This is a genomic window from Marinobacter halodurans (assembly GCF_004327985.1).
In the GTDB taxonomy this organism is placed as follows: domain Bacteria; phylum Pseudomonadota; class Gammaproteobacteria; order Pseudomonadales; family Oleiphilaceae; genus Marinobacter_A; species Marinobacter_A halodurans.
Window position 1 is genome coordinate 91,400 of sequence record NZ_SJDL01000011.1, and the last position, 16,085, is coordinate 107,484.

Annotated in this window: 17 protein-coding genes; 12 read left to right on the forward strand and 5 right to left on the reverse strand. The window is 63.5% G+C overall.

Going from position 1 to position 16,085, the window contains the following annotated elements; genetic code table 11:
* Nucleotide 1: 1 nt before the first annotated feature.
* Both fmt and def read right to left on the reverse strand, forming a co-directional pair.
* Entirely contained in the window at nucleotides 2–937 is a 936-nt protein-coding gene (gene fmt, locus EZI54_RS09220) for a methionyl-tRNA formyltransferase (RefSeq protein WP_131481227.1), read from the reverse strand.
* A gap of 125 nt (nucleotides 938–1,062) precedes the next feature.
* Complete coding sequence (gene def / locus EZI54_RS09225) at nucleotides 1,063–1,566, reverse strand: peptide deformylase (protein ID WP_131481228.1); 504 nt, start codon at nucleotides 1,564–1,566, stop codon at nucleotides 1,063–1,065.
* Between the two features lie 374 nt (nucleotides 1,567–1,940).
* On the opposite strand from def, the gene EZI54_RS09230 reads away from it, so the two are divergent.
* From EZI54_RS09230 to EZI54_RS09265, 8 genes are all read left to right on the forward strand, one after another.
* On the forward strand, nucleotides 1,941–2,963 hold the full coding sequence (locus EZI54_RS09230; protein WP_131481230.1) for a LysM peptidoglycan-binding domain-containing protein: 1,023 nt from the start codon (nucleotides 1,941–1,943) through the stop codon (nucleotides 2,961–2,963).
* Nucleotides 2,964–3,080: 117 nt separating this feature from the next.
* Nucleotides 3,081–4,235 carry a DNA-processing protein DprA gene (gene dprA / locus EZI54_RS09235; RefSeq protein ID WP_131481232.1) on the forward strand — a complete coding sequence of 385 codons (1,155 nt, stop codon included), beginning with the start codon at nucleotides 3,081–3,083 and terminating at the stop codon, nucleotides 4,233–4,235.
* A gap of 169 nt (nucleotides 4,236–4,404) precedes the next feature.
* Complete coding sequence (gene tsaC / locus EZI54_RS09240; protein WP_131481234.1) at nucleotides 4,405–4,995, forward strand: L-threonylcarbamoyladenylate synthase type 1 TsaC; 591 nt, start codon at nucleotides 4,405–4,407, stop codon at nucleotides 4,993–4,995.
* An 18-nt stretch (nucleotides 4,996–5,013) separates the two neighbouring features.
* The gene (gene hemF, locus EZI54_RS09245; RefSeq protein WP_131481236.1) at nucleotides 5,014–5,940 is read left to right on the forward strand and encodes an oxygen-dependent coproporphyrinogen oxidase; all 927 of its coding nucleotides are present in this window, start codon (nucleotides 5,014–5,016) and stop codon (nucleotides 5,938–5,940) included.
* Nucleotides 5,937–6,761, forward strand: a complete 825-nt coding sequence (gene aroE / locus EZI54_RS09250; RefSeq protein WP_131481238.1) for a shikimate dehydrogenase — start codon at nucleotides 5,937–5,939, stop codon at nucleotides 6,759–6,761. Before hemF ends, aroE begins: the two co-directional genes overlap by 4 nt.
* Before the next feature lie 125 nt (nucleotides 6,762–6,886).
* Complete coding sequence (locus EZI54_RS09255) at nucleotides 6,887–7,660, forward strand: motility protein A (RefSeq protein WP_131481240.1); 774 nt, start codon at nucleotides 6,887–6,889, stop codon at nucleotides 7,658–7,660.
* Nucleotides 7,661–7,663: 3 nt separating this feature from the next.
* Nucleotides 7,664–8,515, forward strand: a complete 852-nt coding sequence (locus EZI54_RS09260) for a flagellar motor protein MotB (RefSeq protein WP_131481242.1) — start codon at nucleotides 7,664–7,666, stop codon at nucleotides 8,513–8,515.
* A gap of 320 nt (nucleotides 8,516–8,835) precedes the next feature.
* A complete protein-coding gene (locus EZI54_RS09265) occupies nucleotides 8,836–9,147 on the forward strand; it encodes a PA4642 family protein (RefSeq protein ID WP_131481244.1) in 312 nt (103 codons plus the stop codon).
* 61 nt (nucleotides 9,148–9,208) lie between these two features.
* Here the strand turns inward: EZI54_RS09265 and EZI54_RS09270 are convergent, their stop codons facing one another.
* Nucleotides 9,209–9,886, reverse strand: coding sequence for a GntR family transcriptional regulator (locus tag EZI54_RS09270; protein ID WP_131481246.1), 678 nt, complete (start codon nucleotides 9,884–9,886; stop codon nucleotides 9,209–9,211).
* A 298-nt stretch (nucleotides 9,887–10,184) separates the two neighbouring features.
* Between EZI54_RS09270 and EZI54_RS09275 the strand changes: the two genes are divergently transcribed.
* Nucleotides 10,185–11,246, forward strand: a complete 1,062-nt coding sequence (locus tag EZI54_RS09275; protein ID WP_131481248.1) for an aromatic ring-hydroxylating dioxygenase subunit alpha — start codon at nucleotides 10,185–10,187, stop codon at nucleotides 11,244–11,246.
* Between the two features lie 53 nt (nucleotides 11,247–11,299).
* A complete protein-coding gene (locus tag EZI54_RS09280; protein ID WP_131481250.1) occupies nucleotides 11,300–12,253 on the forward strand; it encodes a PDR/VanB family oxidoreductase in 954 nt (317 codons plus the stop codon).
* Between the two features lie 65 nt (nucleotides 12,254–12,318).
* Here the strand turns inward: EZI54_RS09280 and EZI54_RS09285 are convergent, their stop codons facing one another.
* Together EZI54_RS09285 and EZI54_RS09290 are read right to left on the reverse strand one after the other, a co-directional pair.
* Nucleotides 12,319–12,774: an Hsp20/alpha crystallin family protein gene (locus EZI54_RS09285; protein ID WP_131481252.1), complete on the reverse strand. Its 456-nt coding sequence runs from the start codon at nucleotides 12,772–12,774 to the stop codon at nucleotides 12,319–12,321.
* 208 nt (nucleotides 12,775–12,982) lie between these two features.
* Nucleotides 12,983–13,525 carry a gamma carbonic anhydrase family protein gene (locus tag EZI54_RS09290; RefSeq protein ID WP_131481254.1) on the reverse strand — a complete coding sequence of 181 codons (543 nt, stop codon included), beginning with the start codon at nucleotides 13,523–13,525 and terminating at the stop codon, nucleotides 12,983–12,985.
* 158 nt (nucleotides 13,526–13,683) lie between these two features.
* Here EZI54_RS09290 and prlC point away from each other — a divergent pair, with 158 nt between their 5' ends.
* Both prlC and EZI54_RS09300 read left to right on the forward strand, forming a co-directional pair.
* Nucleotides 13,684–15,729: an oligopeptidase A gene (gene prlC / locus EZI54_RS09295; protein ID WP_131481256.1), complete on the forward strand. Its 2,046-nt coding sequence runs from the start codon at nucleotides 13,684–13,686 to the stop codon at nucleotides 15,727–15,729.
* Nucleotides 15,730–15,780: 51 nt separating this feature from the next.
* Nucleotides 15,781–16,038 carry a YheV family putative zinc ribbon protein gene (locus EZI54_RS09300; RefSeq protein WP_131481258.1) on the forward strand — a complete coding sequence of 86 codons (258 nt, stop codon included), beginning with the start codon at nucleotides 15,781–15,783 and terminating at the stop codon, nucleotides 16,036–16,038.
* Nucleotides 16,039–16,085 lie beyond the last annotated feature (47 nt).

A 16,085-nucleotide genomic window follows, 5' to 3' on the forward strand; every position in this document is an offset into this window, starting at 1 on the left:
GTCAGTGCAGGACCTCGCCGAGAGCCAGCACGTCGCGGCCGCCGTTGATCAGATCGGAGATGGACTGGGCGCGGCTGCCGGGCAGCTGTACGCGATGCAGACGCAGCACGCCCTCGGCGCAGGCCACGTCGATGCCGCCCCGTCCCCGGGCGATGAGGGTGCCGGGGGCCTGGTCGCTGGTGTTGGCCAGGGCTTCGGCCGCATGGATGCGGACCCGCTCGCCATCCGCGTCAACGAAGGTGCCGGGCCAGGGGTTGAAGGCCCGGACCAGCCGTTCCAGCGCGATGGCCGGCTGTTGCCAGTCCAGGTGTCCTTCCTGCTTGTTGAGTTTGTGGGCGTAGCAGGCCTGGCTGTCGTCTTGCGTCTCGGCCTGCAACCCACCGTCGACCAGTTCCTTCAGTGCGGTCAGGATCGCCTGGCCGCCAAGATCGGCCAGCCGGTCGTGCAGGCTGCCACCGGTGTCGTCGCCGGTAATCGGGGTGCTCAGCTTGAGCAGCATGGCACCGGTATCCAGTCCCGCATCCATCTGCATGATGGTGATGCCGGTCTGGTCGTCGCCGGCGGCGATGGCCCGCTGGATCGGCGCCGCACCGCGCCAGCGCGGCAGCAGGGAGGCGTGGATGTTGAGACAGCCGCGGGCCGGGATATCCAGCACCGCCTGGGGCAGGATCAGGCCGTAGGCGGCGACAATCATCACGTCCGGCTGGAACGCGGCCAGCTCGGCCTGGGCCTCGGCGGATTTCAGGGATTGGGGCTGGCGTACCGGCAGGTTGGCGTCCAGGGCCACCTGTTTGACCGGGCTCGGTGTCAGTTTGCGGCCGCGGCCGGCGGGCCGGTCCGGCTGGGTGTAGACGGCGACCACCTCGTGGTCATGGTCCAGCAGCGCCTTGAGTGCGGTGGCGGCAAAATCCGGCGTTCCGGCAAAAACGATGCGCACGCAGCGCCTCCTCGGATCAATGGGGTGACTGGAATGACCGCAATGGTCTCTTACAAACGAAAAAACCGGGCCTGTTGCCCGGTCCATCGACACCTATTGTAAACCACTTGGGGTGGCCCTGTTGATCAGGCCCGGATCTTGTGCTGCTTCTCCAGCTTCTTGCGGATCCGTGTGCGCTTGAGCGGGCTCAGGTAATCCACGAACAGCTTGCCCTTGAGGTGGTCCATCTCGTGCTGGATGCAGACCGCCAGCAGGCCCTCGGCCTCTTCCTCGAAAGGCTGACCGTCGCGGCCAATGGCGCGGATCATGACATGGTCCGGCCGGCTGACCTCTTCATAGAAACCGGGAACCGACAGGCAGCCTTCCTGCATGTCCTGGACATCCTGGCCCAGTACCTCGATTTCCGGGTTGATGAAGACCCGTGGCTCGCTCTTGTCTTCCGACAGGTCCATGACGATGATCTGTTCGTGCCAGTTCACCTGCGTCGCCGCCAGGCCGATGCCCGGGGCCTCGTACATGGTCTCGAACATGTCGTCGATCAGCTTGCGCGTCTCGTCGGTGACCTCCTGGACGGGTTTGGCCACGGTGCGCAGGCGCGGATCGGGAAATTCCAGAATCTCAAGTATCATGGGTATCTATATCGTTCGTTTGACCGCGTGTGATGATCAAAATGCGACGGCGTACCGCTCATCCTGACCGGCCTATTGTCTATGATCGTGGCACGGTCGGAAGTTTCAAGGTAACTACATCAATAGTGCTGATAGTCTATTATCTATCAACTCCCGGACTGATTACAATCTGACCAGACTTGCGGATGACCGCGATCCCGGCCTGGCCGTGTTACGGTCTGAATCCAGAATTTACTGGAAGAACAAAAGATAACATCACAAACAGGCTGACATCTTCTATAGTAGGGGGATGTGGGTATGGGAACCCGTCTGCGGACGCTATCCGGGGTTTCAGGTTCCATTGGATAAAAGTAAAGCAATCAAGGACCCAGACAATGAGGAAACTGCTGTACGTTCTTACGGCTGTGTTGCTGTTTATACAGGTGGCGCACGCGGCCGGCCCTGAGTTGCGGTCGGATCACCCCGATCGATACACCGTGGTCAAGGGCGATACCCTCTGGGACATCTCATCCCGTTTTCTGGACAACCCCTGGTACTGGCCGGAAATCTGGCACGCCAATCCGCAGGTTGAGAATCCCCACCTGATCTACCCGGGCGATGTGCTGGCGCTGGTGTACATCGACGGCCAGCCGCGCGTCACCAAGGTGGCCCGCTCCGGCAACGGTGTCGTCAAGCTGTCGCCCAAGGTGCGCTCCACCCCGATCGACACACCGGTCCCGACGATTCCGCTGGACGCTATCGAAGGTTTCCTGAGCGACACCCGCATCGTCGACCCGGAGGTGCTCGACGCAGCGCCCTACGTGCTGGAAGGTGAGGACTCCCGCATCGTGACCGGCGCCGGCGACCGCATCTACGCCCGCGGCAAGACCGACGCCGACACCCTCGGCGTGTTCCGCCGCAGCAAGGCCTACCATGATCCGGACACCAACGAGTTCCTGGGCCTGGAAGCCAAGGCCATCGGCGCGGCGGACGTCAAGGAAACCAACGGCGAGGTCCTGACCCTGCTGCTCAAGCGCACCGACGAGGAAGTCCGCATCGGCGACCGCCTGCTGCCGACCGAAGACCGCCGTATCAGCCCGACGTTCAACCCCAGCGCGCCGGATAGCGACATCGATGGCACCATGATCGCCGTGGAAGGCGGGGTGACCCAGATCGGTCAGTACGATGTGGTGGTGGTGAACCGCGGTACCCGTGAAGGCCTCAAGCCGGGTAACGTGCTGGCCGTGTTCGAGGCTGGCAATACCGTGACCGACCCCTACACCAAGGAAGCCGTCAAGCTGCCGGACGAGCGCGCCGGCCTGATGATGATCTTCCAGACCTATGAAAAAATGAGCTATGGTCTGGTCCTCAAGGCCAGCCGCACCCTCGCTGTCGGAGACCGTGTAGGCAATCCGTAACCGCGACGCTAGAATACGAACGGGAGCCGGCCGCGCCGCCTCCCGTTTTTTTTTGGCCAGGAAGGCCTGTGCTGTCGGTACCAACCGGGTGCCGACCCGTCCAAGGAATGACCACCCATGACAGACACCACCCTGTCGTCCAACGACACCTTTCTCCGGGACCACCGCAGTCCCTGGCTGTTGCTGGCCCATCTGCCGGGTCTGGGCGAACGCCGCTGGCAGGCCATTCTCGATCACCTGCCGGACCCGTCCGAGCTGCTCACCCTGGATCCGGCCAGCCTGCGGACCATCGGTCTGCCGCCGCTGGCCCGGGCCGCGGTCCTGGCCTGGCAACAGGGAGACCCGGAACATCCGGCCATGCAGGACGCCCTGGCCTGCTGGCAGCGGCTGGAAGCCCATACCATCGACGTGATCCATTGGGCGCAGTCCGACTATCCAGCGGCCCTGCGCCAGATCCACGGCGCGCCGCCGGTGCTCTACCTCAAGGGCCGGCGTGATCTGCTGTCACGCCCGCAGATCGCCATTGTCGGCAGCCGTAACGCCACCCGCAGCGGTTTGGACCATGCCCGGCAGTTCGCCCGTGCGCTGGCTGAACGGGGGGTCGTGGTCACCAGCGGGATGGCGCTGGGCATCGACGGCGCGGCCCACCAAGGGGCGCTGGAGGCCGGTGGTTCGACGCTGGCGGTGCTGGGCACCGGCGTGGATGTGGCCTATCCCGCCGCCCACCGCCGGCTCGCCGCCGCCATTCCGGAGCGGGGCGCCCTGCTGTCGGAGTTTCCGCCCGGCACCCGCGCCCGGGCCGGGCACTTCCCTCGCCGCAACCGCATCATCAGCGGCATGGCCCAGGGTACCCTGGTGGTGGAGGCCGGGCTGCGTAGCGGGTCGCTGATCACCGCGCGACTGGCGCTGGAGCAGGGGCGCGAGATCTTTGCCATTCCCGGCTCCATCCACAACCCCCTGGCCCGCGGCTGCCACCAACTGATCCGCCAGGGTGCCACGCTGGTGGAGTCGGTCCAGGACATCGAGGAACAACTGGCCGCCTGGGGTTCGGCGGCGGCGGAACCCCTGCCCGTCGACGAGGAGCCGGACGTGCCGGCGCACCTTGGCGCGGACGCCCGGACTGTGTTCGGCGCACTGGCGTTCGATCCCTGCTCCACCGATGACCTGTGCGACCGCACCGGGCTGAGCGCCGATGTGCTGTTGCAGGCTATCCTGATGCTGGAGATGGAAGGTCTTGTACTGACGGTGCCGGGCGGTTACCAAAGGGCGTGATCGGAACCCGATATTGAGAACAGATTGACGGACGGTCATCGCATCGGTCTGTTCACTTGCCAGAGCAAACGCCATAATGCGAGGCCCAAGGGGCCTCTGATGAACGCCTGGGCACACAGTGACGATTCGGGCGTTCGTCAGAGGCTCTCCAACCCTGTCAGGCCGAGCGATGAACGAATCACAACTCAATCCAAACGACTATCCTCCAGGCTGGTGGCATCTGCGGGAAAGCGCCGCCGTGCTGGAGGCCGGCGGTGTAATCGCCTACCCCACCGAAGCCGTCTGGGGACTGGGATGCGATCCCTGGGACGGTGCCGCCGTGGACCGGCTGCTGGCCCTCAAGGATCGTCCCCAGCACAAAGGCGTTATCCTGGCGGCAGCAACGCCGGCGCAGGTCGCTTTTCTGCTGGACCCCCTCGAACCGGCGCTGCGCGAGCGGGCCCTGTCTCACTGGCCCGGACCGGTCACCTGCCTGATCCCGGACGTCCACGACCAGATTCCCGAATGGATCAAGGGCGAGCACAGCGCCGTGGCCATCCGCGTCAGCGACCATCCGCTGGTCCGTCGCCTGTGTATGGCGGTTGGCGGGCCGGTGGTTTCCACTTCCTGTAATCCGGCGGGCCGCCCGCCAGCGCGCAGTCGGTTACAGGTCGCCCGCTATTTCGAGGATTGTCTCGACTACATCCTGCCCGGTGCCCTGGGCGGTCAGCGCCAGCCCAGCCGTATTATCGACCTGGTGTCTGGACGCCAGTTGCGTTGAACCGATTCGGAGAACGACATGGAACCCAACAGCACTGAAGTCAAGAAGTACTTACTATCGCTTCAGGAGCACATATGCCAGACCTTGTCCCGATTGGATGGCCAGGCCAGCTTTGCAGCTGACAGTTGGGAGCGGCCGGAAGGCGGTGGTGGCATCAGCCGGGTGATCGCCGAAGGCCGGATCTTCGAGAAAGGCGGCGTTAACTTCTCCCACGTCATGGGGAACCAGATGCCCCCCTCGGCCACGGCGCACCGTCCTGAACTATCGGGTGCCCCCTGGGAGGCCATGGGTGTTTCCCTGGTGATGCACCCCTGCAACCCCTACGTGCCGACCTCCCACGCCAACGTCCGTTTCTTTATTGCCCGGCCCGAGGACAAGCCGCCAGTCTACTGGTTCGGCGGGGGCTACGACCTGACGCCCTTCTATGGCTTCCGCGATGACTGTGTCCACTGGCACCGTACCGCGCGGGCCGCCTGTGCGCCTTTTGGTGACGACGTCTACCCGCGCTACAAGCAGTGGTGCGACGAGTATTTCCACATCCGCCATCGCCAGGAGCCGCGCGGCATCGGCGGCCTGTTCTACGACGACCTGAACAGCGGCGACTTCGATCGGGACTTCGCCTTCATGCAGGCGGTGGGGGACAGCTACCTGAAGGCCTACACGCCCATCGTCCAGCGTCGCCAGACCATGGATTACGGCGAGCACGAGCGGAATTTCCAGCTGTATCGCCGTGGTCGCTATGTGGAATTCAACCTGGTCTACGATCGCGGCACCCTGTTCGGCCTGCAGTCCGGGGGCCGCACCGAATCGATCCTGATGTCCATGCCGCCCCTGGCCCGCTGGGATTACAACCGCCAGCCCCGGCCGGGCACGCCGGAACACGAACTGACCGCCTATTTCCTGACCGACCGGGATTGGCTGGCCGAGGAGGACACCAACGCATGAGCCAGGACCTGTACGCCGTGATGGGCCACCCCATCAGCCACAGCAAGTCGCCGCTGATCCACAGCCTGTTTGCCACCCAGACCGGCGAACCGGTGGAGTACACCGCCATCCAGTGCCCACTGGACGGTTTTGCCGATTCGGTGAAGACCTTCTTCGAGCGTGGCGGCAAGGGGCTGAACGTGACCGTGCCGTTCAAGGAACAGGCCTGGAACATGGCGGACGTGCTGAGTCCCGGCGCCAGGGCGGCCGGGGCTGTGAACACCCTGTTCCGGGACGACGAGGGTCGTCTGTGTGGCGAGAACACCGACGGCCCGGGTCTGGTGCGGGACCTGACCGTCAACCAGCGCCTCGACCTGAAAGGCGCCCGCATCCTGGTTCTGGGCGCCGGCGGCGCCGTGCGCGGCATCATGGCCCCGTTGCTGCAGGAGCAGCCTGCCGACGTGGTGATCGCTAACCGCACCGTGGCCAAGGCCGAAGCCCTGGCCGAGCTGTTTGCCGGCGAGGTGCCGGTGACGGCCTGTGGCTTCCGGGATCCGAAAGACGCGTTCGATCTGATCATCAACGGCACCAGCGCCAGCCTGCAGGGCGACCTGCCACCGCTGGACAGCAGCGTGGTGGGTCCGGAAACCATCACCTACGACATGATGTACGGCCCCGGCCTGACCCCGTTCAACCAATGGGCGCGGGATCTGGGGGCCGAGCGTGTCATCGATGGCCTGGGCATGCTGGTGGAGCAGGCGGCGGAGGCGTTTGCCTGCTGGCGTGGGGTGCGGCCGGAGACCTCGCCGGTGATGGCGGCATTGCGGGACCGCGTTGGTTAGTCGGCTTTAACACACCCCTTAACGCTTGGTTACAGGATTGGGGTCGCCAAGTAGGCTATTCTCAGGATTGTGCGAATTGGGGCGCCGCGGGCGCTCGCCTGTTCCTGAACCAGATAAGGCAATCCATGGATATCCTGACCCTCGTCGGACTGATCGCCGGTGTTGCGATCGTGACCGTGGCGATGCTCGCCGACGCGAGCATCAACACCTTCCTCAATATTCCCGGCCTGATGATCGTCCTGGGCGGCACCTTTGCCGTGACCCTGATCAAGTTCCGCCTGCGGTCGGTCACGAGCTCCTTTCGGCTGGCCCTGAGCACGGTCTTCCGCGAGACGTCGGACCGCCCCATCGAGCTGATACGCAACGTCTCCGAGCTGGCGCGGGTGGTGCGCAAGGAAGGCATCCTGGGCCTGGAATCCCATGAAACCGGCAACGACTTTCTCGCCAAGGCCATCAACCTCTGCGTCGACGGTCACCCGCCGGAACTGATCGAGGAAGCCCTGCTGGAAGACATGCAGCAGCGCATGGAGCGCTATGAGGTGGCCGAACGCATCTTCCGCGGGATTGGCGACGCGGCGCCGGCCATCGGTATGCTGGGCACGCTGGTGGGTCTGGTACAGATGCTCAATACCCTTGACGACCCGTCCTCCATCGGTCCGGCCATGGCGATTGCCCTGCTCACCACCCTGTACGGTGCCTTCATCGCCCAGCTCATCGCCCTGCCCCTGGCGGACAAGATCCAGCTCAAGGCCGAAGACGAGCAGCGCAACATGGCGTTGATCATCACCAGTATCCAGAACATCATGAAAGGCCAGAATCCCCGGGTCATCACCGAGTTGCTGTCGGCCTACATCACCCCGGAACAGCAGCAGGTCCTGGCGCGGGAACGGGAGGCCTGATCCATGCCGGCATCCCGACTGCCGCGTCAGCGCCGGAAGAAGCAGCCTGCAGGCGCGCCGAACTGGATCGTCACCTTTGCCGACCTGGCGACGCTGCTGCTGACCTTTTTCATCCTGTTGCTGTCCTACTCCACCATGGATGTGGTCAAGTACAAGGCCATGGCCAGCTCCCTGGCCGGCGCCTTCGGCAGCAGCGTGATCCAGGACGATGCCGTCGGCGGCAGTCCGCTGACCCTGATCGAAAGCGACACGGTACCCCCGGCGCCGGCCCGGCAACCGGCCGTCATCCCGCCGGACCAGCCCCAACTGATTGACGACAGTCCCAAGTCCACGGCCAATGTCACCGAAATACCGGAAGGCGTCACGGAGCTGGCCAGCCGCCTGATCCGGGAGCTGGAAAACGAGGTGGCCGAGGGCTCGCTGAACGTGAAGTACGATACCGAAAAGGTGGTGATCCGCTTTGCCGAGGACGCCACCTTCCAGTCCGGCAGCGCGGAGCTGAAACCGGACATGCAGCCGATCCTGGCGCGGGTGGTGGATGTACTGGCCGAGTGCCAGGGTGACGTGGTGGTGGCCGGCTATACCGATGACCGACCGATAGTGAGTACCCGCTATCGCTCCAACTGGGACCTGTCGGCGGCGCGTGCGGTGTCCGTGGTTCACGAACTGGTGATGAACCGCAAGGTACCGGCCGGGCGGGTGGTGGCCGCCGGCCGTGCCGAAACCAATCCGCTGGTGCCCAACAACTCGCCCGAGAACCGGGCCAAGAACCGCCGGGTGGAAATCAGCATCCGGGATCCGCAATGCAGCGCCAAGGCGGACACGGCGGATTTACCCGTGGAGATCAATCCCTAGTCACGACATGCTCCAAGCCTTAAATCCCGTGCCGGGTCAGCGACTGGATGCCCTTGTCTCCGCTGCATTAGACGGCCGTCCCTGGCCGGCTAATGCGACCGGGACGTCCATGTCCCTCCTCCGGCAAGGGCATCCAGCCGCTGCCTTTAAGCTTGGGCGTTACCGCTATCTGGACGTGCTCTTATGACGCCATGCCAGAACCTCATGCGCTATTCATATAACGTTTAGGCGCCAACCCCGTTATACTGTCGCCCCTCCAGGGACACACGCCGGCCTCCTGTGGGTGTCGGAAAAATCTTAAAGCATTGATGAGGGTAGCTATGAGTGGACCGGACAAGCCGAAGGTCATTGGGGAAGAGTGGAGTGATGAGCGGGTCAAGAGCTTCCTGTTCATCACCCCGTATGACACCGCCCTGAACCCGGACTACCAGGTGCTCATCAAGGCCTACCAGGCCATGCGGGCCGGGGATTTCGAACGCTTCCTGGGCTTCTTCACCGAAGCGGGCCGCGACCTGAACGCCGTCAATGAACATGGCCAGACCATCCTCGATCACATCAGCGAACACCGTCGCAGCGTCGAGTATGTGGATGCGCTGAAGAAGTTCGGTGCTAAAGGCGCAGCGCAGGCCTGATCGCCCAGGTTGATTGCTGACAGTGGGTGGGGCCGGTACCCCCAGCCACTGTTTCTGTTCCCTAGCCCGTCAGCCCGAACAGCGAGCCGTAGCGCAGGCCAATGTAGGCATGCTCGCGCATCAGCATTTCCGCCCGGGCCCCTTCACCTTCCCGCAAGGCTTGATAGACCAGCCAATGCTGCTGGTGCGCCATGAAGAGCTTGCGGTATTCCCCGTCCAGGCAGTGCTTGTCGATGATGATGGATTCCGCCGACGCAAACGGGAGGTGGTCGTTGCGCCGGATCGCATCGGCGATCACCCGGGTTCCGGTGGCCTCGATGATGGTGCGGTGAAAATGGCCGTTGAGCCGGCTCCAGGCGGTGATATCCGCATCTTCCAGGTAGCCCTTGCGGAATAACGCGTCGCCTTCCGCCAGGCAATGCTCGAGTTGTTCGCGAACCGGATCGGTCAACCCGGCCTCGGCCAGCCTGCGCGCGGCCAGCCCTTCCAGCACACCGCGCACTTCCACGGCAACCTGCACATCACGCTCGGAAAACTCCCTGACGACAAAGCCGCGCTTGCCGGTCCGCTCCAGCAGGCCTTCCTGCTCGAGTGTGCGAAAGGCCAGGCGCACCGGCGTACGGGAGACGCCCAGATCTTCCGCCACGCGCACTTCACCGATACGCTCTCCCTGGCGGTATTCCCCTTCACTGATCATCTTGCGCAGCTGGGTGATCACGCTGCTGTTGTCACTTGCCACCGATTACCTGCCTCGTGCTCTGCCGCTGGTTGGTCGTTGTCCGACAGACCCGATTGAACCGATCCGGCGGATCGTTCTGGATCCAGAAACCGCCCCATTATGACGACTTAAGGCCGTATTCCCTAATCGTTCGAAACCCAGCGGTAGCCGTCGTTCCGTCAGCCTGTAGGCCAATACGGATTCTGTTTTTTTGGATCCATAAAAGGCATTTTTGTTTGACATCAGGCTAAAAAACTTATTTATTGGATCCATAGATCAAGGTGCCCCGCACAAATACAACACTGAACGAGGGTTTGTTATGTATCCCAAGAACACCTGGTACGTGGCCTGTACCCCTGATGAAATCGACGGCCGGCCCCTGGGTCGGCGTATCTGTAATGAATCCATTGTGTTCTTCCGCGGCGACAACGACCGTGTCGCGGCGGTGGAAGACTTCTGCCCCCACCGCGGTGCGCCGCTGTCGCTGGGGTTTGTCCGCGATGGCCAGCTGGTTTGCGGCTACCACGGTCTGGAAATGGGCTGCGATGGCAAATGCTCCAGCATGCCGGGCCAGCGGGTGCGCGGCTTTCCCGCCATTCGCACCTACCCGGTGGTGGAGCGTCACGGCTTCATCTGGGTGTGGCCGGGCGAGGCCGACAAGGCGGATCCGGCGGACATTCCCCATCTGCACTGGGCCGAGAGCGACGACTGGGCCTACGGCGGCGGTCTTTACCATATCCAGTGCGACTACCGGCTGATGATCGACAACCTGATGGACCTGACCCACGAAACCTACGTGCACGCCTCCAGCATTGGCCAGAAGGAAATCGATGAAGCGGCTCCGGAGACCAAGGTCAACGGGCAGGAAGTCACTACCAGCCGGCACATGTACGACATTCCGGCACCGCCGTTCTGGCAGAACGCGCTGCGCGGTAATGACCTGGATCCGGATGTGCCGGTGGATCGCTGGCAGATCTGCCGGTTCACGCCACCCAGCCACGTCATGATCGAAGTCGGCGTGGCCCACGCCGGCAAAGGCGGTTACGACGCAGCGCCGGAAGACAAGGCCGCCAGCATCGTGGTGGATTTCATCACTCCGGAAACCGACACCTCCATCTGGTACTTCTGGGGTATGGCCCGCAACTTCAAACCGCAAGACGAGGCGCTCACCGAGAGCATTCGCGAAGGCCAGGGCAAGATCTTTTCCGAGGACCTGGAGGTGCTCGAACGCCAGCAACTCAACCTGCTCCAGCATCCGCAGCGCAAGCTGCTCAAGCTCAACATCGACGCCGGTGGCGTCCAGGCCCGCAAGATCATTGATCGACTGATTGATCAGGAGCGTGCTGCGGACCGTCCCCCTGAAACCTCCCGGGCCGTCTGAAACGGTCCCCTGCTCCATTGCGATGCGGTCGCCCGGACCGCCACGAGGTTACTATGATTGATGTTGTTGTGATTTCAGTCCGCCAGGAGGCCACCGGCATCCGCAGCTTCGAGCTGGCTCGCGCCGACGGCGCCGACTTGCCGCCGTTCTCGGCCGGTTCCCATATCGACGTGCACCTGCCCGACGGCCTGATACGCCAATACTCGCTGTGCAACCCCGGCGCCCTGTCCGGCTATTACCAGATTGGTGTGTTGCTGGAGCCGGCATCGCGGGGAGGCTCCAAAGCCATGCATCAGCTGCAGGTTGGCGACCGGCTGCAAATCAGCGAACCGCGCAACCTGTTCGCACTGGACCCCGGAAGCCGGCGCAGCCTGCTGTTTGCCGGTGGTATCGGCATAACGCCGATCCTGGCCATGGCGCAGGAGCTGGCAAAAGCCGGCGACGATTTTGAATGCCATTACAGTGTCCGCTCCCGGGACCGTGCGGCGTTCACGGACTGGTTCCGGCAGCCCGACCTGGAGGGGCGTGTGCATGTCCACATGGATGAGGGTGGCGGCGAACGGCTGGATGCCGAGCGCGTGCTGGCATCGCCGACGCCGGACACGCACCTGTATGTCTGCGGTCCGCCGGGCTATATCGAGTACGTCCTGGGCGTTGCCCGGAACCTCGGCTGGCCCGACGCCAACCTGCACCGGGAGTACTTCAGTGCCACCGAAGACACCGCCCACCAGGCGGACGATGGAAGCTTTGAAGTGAAGATCGCCAGCACCGGCCAGGTGATTGCGATACCGGCCGACCAGACCGTCGCCGAAGCGCTGGAGCGACAGGGGATCGAGATCCCCCTGTCGTGTGAACAGGGTATCTGCGGCACCTGCCTCACGCGGGTGCTGGACGGTGTGCCCGATCATCGGGATCTGTTTCTCAGCGAAGCCGAGCAGGCGGCCAACGATCAGTTCACGCCGTGCTGTTCGAGGGCACTCAGCGACCAGCTGGTGATCGATCTGTAGGCGTGCGGACCGTCACGGTTACCCTCGCCCACGGGCGGGCGAGGGCGTACCGGTGTGGCGTTGGCCTATTCGACCTGAACCTCGATGGAACGCGGCTGTGCGGGTTCCACTTTCTTCAGGACCAGGGACAGCACGCCATCCTTGAAGGTGGCGTTGATGTCGTTTTCGGAGACGTTGTCCGGCAGCGTGAAGCGGCGCATGAACGAGCCGTAGACACGCTCGACCCGGTGCGTCTTGCCTTCGCCGGACTCTTCCTGCTTCTGGCGCTCACCCTGCAGGGTCAGCACGCCGTCATGCACGGTGACCTTCACGTCCTCTTTTCGGATGCCCGGCAGTTCGGCCTGGATTTCGAAGGCCTCGGGGGTCTCGCGGATATCCACGGCCGGGGCCCAGTCGCTGCGGCGGAACAGGTCGCGGCTTTCGCGATCGCCCTGGGTGCTGGGCAGGCCGAAGTGACGGTTGTAGCGATCCAGCAAGTCCTCGAACTCGCTGATGGGGTTCCAACGTGTGAGATTGCTCATGAGAGTTTCCTCCAAACGAACCTGAGATCATGTTTGAGCGCCCCCTGATTCGATCAGGAGGCAACGACTTCAGACCCGTTCAAGGAAGATCCCGACACAGTGGCGCCAACTGGCTGGGCTTTCCTGAACTGGTTATTTCCGTATCTAAGAGCGCTTCGACAGATTTCAAGGGCTCATTTTTTGATCTGGATCAGCAAAATCGCCAGGTCTACTGACCGGCCTCTGCCCGGTATTCGTCCTTGAGCTTCACGTAGTTGGCCGCGGTGTACTTGAAGAAACCCCGCTCCTTGTCGCTCAACGGGCGGGCCTGCTTGCAGGGGCTGCCCACGTACAGGTAACCGGATTCCAGGGTCTTTCCCGGCGGCACCAGGCAACCGGCTGCAACGATCACCTCATCTTCCACCACGGCACCGTCCATGATGATCGACCCCATGCCCACCAGCACCCGGCTACCTACGGTGCAGCCATGCAGCAATGCCTTGTGGCCGATGGTGACGTCGTCGCCGATGGTGAGCGGGTGGCCGCCCGGGTTGTAGTCACTGGCGTGGGTAATGTGCAGGACCGAGCCATCCTGGACACTACAGCGCGCGCCAATGCGTATCCGGTGCATGTCCCCGCGGATGACGGTAAGCGGCCAGACGGAACAGTCGTCCCCCAGTTCCACGTCGCCGATCACCTGGGCACTGGGATCGATCCACACCCGTTCGCCGGTTTTTGGGCTAAACCCCTTGTGAGAACGTACTTGAGTCATTACATAAGTCCTATACAGATCCGCGTGCGGGCGGCATTGGCGTATGATGAGTCATACAGTAGAGCACCGGTCCCGTGCCTGTCACGGACCACCACCGCCTGCAACAGCCCGTCATTGATCCATTATCAGTGACCTTATTTCGGCGAGTAAGGAGCCCCATGAACAATCCGCTGCTGAGTGACGACCTGCTGCCCCGCTTCGACCACGTCCGCGTCGAGCACATGGAACCGGCGATCGACCAGATCCTGAGCGACAACCGCATGCAGATCCAGGACCTGGCCGCCCAGTCCGAACCCACCTGGGAAACCCTGTTCCAGCCGATGCAGGCGCTCGACGACCGCCTGAACAACGCCTGGTCGGTGATCTCCCACCTCAACGGCGTGATGAACAGCGACGAGCTGCGCGACGTCTACAAGCGGTGCCTGGAAAAGCTGACCGAATACGGCACCGAGCTGAGCCAGAACACCGAGCTGTGCAACGCCTACAAACGCCTGGCGGACAGCCCGGCGTTCCAGGAGCTGGACGAAGCCCAGCGGAAAGCCATCAACAACACCCTGCGGGATTTCCACCTGGGCGGTGTCGACCTGCCCGAGGACCAGAAAAAGCAGTTTGCCGACCTGTCCCGGGAACTGGCCGAACTGACTAACCGCTTCAGCGACAACGTGCTGGATGCCACCCAGCACTGGTTCAAGCACATCACCGACGAAGCGGAGCTGGCCGGCCTGCCCCAGAGCGCCCTTGACGGCGCTCGCCAGGCGGCCCGGCAGCGGGACCTGGATGGCTTCGTGATCACCCTGGATTTCCCCAGCTTCTTCCCGGTCATGACCTACGCCGACAACCGCGAACTGCGCCGTGAAGTGTACGAAGCGTTCGTCACCCGCGCCTCCGACGTGGGTCCGGACGGCGGCCACTGGGACAACACGCCGGTGATGGCGGAAATCCTCAAGCGCCGGCACCAGCAATCCCAACTGCTGGGCTTCGACAGCTACGCCGAGCGTTCGCTGGCCACCAAGATGGCCCGCAGCGTCGACGAAGTGATGCAGTTCCTGCAGGAGCTGGCGGCCAAATCGCGTCCGGTGGCGGTGCAGGAGTTTGGCGATCTCAAGGCCTTTGCGAAGGACGAGTTCGGCGTGGACGAGCTGGAAGCCTGGGACATCGGCTACTACAGCGAGAAGATGCGCCAGGCGCGCTACGACATCTCGCCGGAAACCCTGCGCCCCTGGTTCCCGGCGGAGACGGTGGTCAACGGCCTGTTCCGCGTCGCCGAACGCCTGTTCGATCTGACCATCGAACCGGACACCGGCGTCGAGACCTGGCACAAGGACGTCACCGCCTACCGCATCCGCCGCGGTGACGAGACCATCGCCTGGTTCTACCTCGACATGTACGCCCGCAAGGGCAAGCGTGGCGGCGCCTGGATGGCCGACTGCCGGGTGCGCTGGCGCAACCTGCGGGGCAGCCTGCAGTTGCCGGTCGCCTTCCTGACCTGCAACTTCACGCCGCCGGTGGACGACAAGCCGGCGCTGCTGACCCACGACGAGGTCACTACCCTGTTCCACGAGTTCGGCCACGGCCTGCACCACATGCTGACCCAGGTCGAAGTGGCGGACGTGTCCGGCATCAACGGCGTGGCCTGGGATGCGGTGGAACTGCCCAGCCAGTTCCTGGAAAACTGGTGCTGGAACCCGGAATCCCTGGGCCTGATCGCCAGGCACCACGAAACCGGCGAACCGCTGCCCCAGGACCTGCTCGACAAGCTGCTGGCCGCGAAGAACTTCCAGTCCGGCATGCAGATGGTACGTCAGCTGGAATTCTCGCTGTTCGATTTCCGCCTGCACTCCGAGTTCACGCCGGAAACGCCGGTGAACCCGCTCGACATGTACCGTCAGGTGCGCTCAGAAATCGCCGTCACCGAGACGCCGGAGTTCAACCGCTTCCCCAACAGCTTCTCGCACATCTTCGCGGGCGGCTACGCGGCCGGTTACTACAGCTACAAGTGGGCGGAAGTGCTGGCGGCAGACGCCTTCTCGCTGTTCGAGGAGAACGGCATCTTCGATCCGGAGACCGGCCACGCGTTCCTGCACAACATCCTGGAACGGGGCGGTTCCCGCGAGCCGATGGAACTGTTCAAGGCCTTCCGCGGGCGTGAGCCGGAAGTGGACGCCCTGCTGCGGCAAACCGGCATCACCGACGACGCGGCCTGATCGATTCATGGCGGGGCCACGGCCCCGCCGAACACAACCCCTGGAGAGCCGATGGCGACCCCCAAACGATTCATCGCCGGCGCAGTTTGTCCCCGCTGCGGCGAGATGGACAAGCTCATGATGCAACAGACCGAGGAAGGCCAGTTCCGCGAATGCGTGGCCTGCGGTTTTGAAGACGCCCAGACCCCGGACGGCCAGCCGCTGGGCGAGCTGGAAACCCGCGTGAACAAGCGCAGCAATGAGGACGACCATACCGTGAAACAGGTGGTGTTCTTCAAGGCGGCGGCGGATGAGGATGACGAGGATTGAGCCCAACGCCGGAGCATCGATCTTTAATGTGGCCGACGCTTCAGCTT